The sequence below is a fragment of the uncultured Veillonella sp. genome, from assembly GCF_934190855.1.
Lineage (GTDB): Bacteria > Bacillota > Negativicutes > Veillonellales > Veillonellaceae > Veillonella.
The window spans coordinates 1-1,965 of sequence record NZ_CAKPTN010000226.1 but is presented as its reverse complement, the minus strand read 5'-3'; the positions used below and the strand labels follow the sequence as shown (position 1 = coordinate 1,965).

Here is a 1,965-nt window from a genome sequence, read left to right as displayed (position 1 = left end):
GCTTAAGACTAAGTGTAAAATCTTCTGTGGTTGTACCACTGAATTCGGCGGCGATCAAAATACACATGTATGCCCAGTGTGCCTTGGCTTGCCTGGTGCTATGCCTGTGTTAAACAAACAAGTAGTAGAATTTGCTATTAAGGTAGGCTTAGCATTGAATTGCGAAATTCTTAACTTTAATAAATTTGACCGTAAAAACTACTACTATCCTGATTTGCCTAAAAACTATCAAACATCTCAATATGATTTGCCAATTTGCTTGAATGGTCACTTAGACATCGAAGTAAATGGCGAAACTAAACGCATTGGTATTACGCGTATTCACATGGAAGAAGACGCTGGTAAACTCGTTCATAGTGGCAATACTATTTCCGACTCCAAATCTTCCAATGTTGACTATAATCGTACAGGTGTACCTCTTCTTGAAATCGTATCTGAACCAGATATTCGTTCTGGTGCAGAAGCGAAAGCATACGTTGAAAAGTTACGTTCTATTTTGCAATATTTAGAAGTATCTGACGGTCGTATGGAAGAAGGTTCCTTGCGTTGTGACTGTAACGTATCCGTACGCCTTCGTGGCACTACAGAGTTCGGTACACGTACAGAAACTAAAAACGTTAACTCCTTAACTGGTATCCAAAAAGCTATCGAGTACGAAGCATTGCGTCAAGCAAAATTAATCGAAGCTGGTGGTAAAGTAGACCAAGAAACTCGTACCTGGGATGATGCTCAAGGGATTACTCTTGGTATGCGTAAAAAAGACGCTGAAAACGATTACCGTTACTTCCCAGAACCAGACTTGGTGCCAATCGTAATTACTGACGAAAAAATCGAAGAAGAACGCCGTGCATTGCCAGAATTACAAGACGCTAAAATTGAACGCTTTGTATCTGAATACGGCTTACCTCGTGAAGATGCAACGATCCTCACAGTAGCTCGCAAGACGGCAGACTTCTTAGATGCTACTGTAAAAGCTGGTGCAGATCCTAAGACTGTAGCTAACTGGATGCTTGGTGACTTGTCTAAGATGATCAATGAAAATGGCTTAACATTTGCTGAATCTAAAGTAAGCCCTGAAAACTTAGCTGGTATGATTGCTCTTATCGATAAAGGCACAATCTCCGGTAAAATTGCGAAAAAAGTTATCGTATCCATGTGGGAATCTGGCAAGGATGCTGATACTATCGTAAAAGAAGAAGGTCTTGTTCAAATTACAGATACTGGCGCTATTGAAGAAATCGTTAAGCAAGTTATTGCTAACAATCCACAACCAGTGGCAGACTTCAAGAGCGGTAATGGCAAGGCTATTGGCTTCTTAGTTGGTCAAGTTATGAAGGAATCTAAAGGCCGTGCTAACCCTGGTATGGTTAATGAATTACTTCAAAAATTCTTGAATGACTAATATGTGCATTAACATATATTAGCTATAAACAATACCAATATAATACATCCCCTATAGATATATGAATTTATATTTATAGGGGATATTTATTTGCTTTTTTATCGGTAAAATATGGTATAATAGGTTGTATAAAATTAATTATTATTTTGGTCATATAGAGGAATTAACTATGTCTGATCAACAGAATATACATAACAATCAAAACACATATAGAAATAGTCAACAAGGTAGTAGTTTTGGAGGCAATACGCGAACTACTGAACCTAATACGCGCGTATTATCCGATGATGAGCGCCGAGACTTTGATGGGGTAACTATCGAAGAGGTAGGTGACTCTGTACACGTTGATTCAACGCCAACTTACATGGATGAAGAGCGTCAACGTTACGAACAATATAATCAATATGGACCGCAAGTTAAGGTGTATAGCTTTAATAGTACAAGCTGGCTTAGTCGCATCATCTTGATTATTATTTTAGCCGTTGTTTTAGCGGCTGTAGTTTTCTTTGGCGGCATTATCCTATCCGTAGTAGGTGTTGTCATTTTTGTGGGTGCTATTGTTT

The 1,965-nt window shown here is 38.6% G+C and carries 2 protein-coding genes; both read left to right on the top strand.

Going from position 1 to position 1,965, the window contains the following annotated elements; genetic code table 11:
* On the top strand, window positions 1-1,402 hold a 1,402-nt coding region (gene gatB / locus Q0F90_RS09050), incomplete at its 5' end, for an Asp-tRNA(Asn)/Glu-tRNA(Gln) amidotransferase subunit GatB (protein WP_296004937.1).
* Window positions 1,403-1,571: 169 nt separating this feature from the next.
* Window positions 1,572-1,965, top strand: a 394-nt coding sequence (locus tag Q0F90_RS09045) for a DUF4229 domain-containing protein (protein WP_296004934.1), incomplete at its 3' end; no start/stop codon positions are given.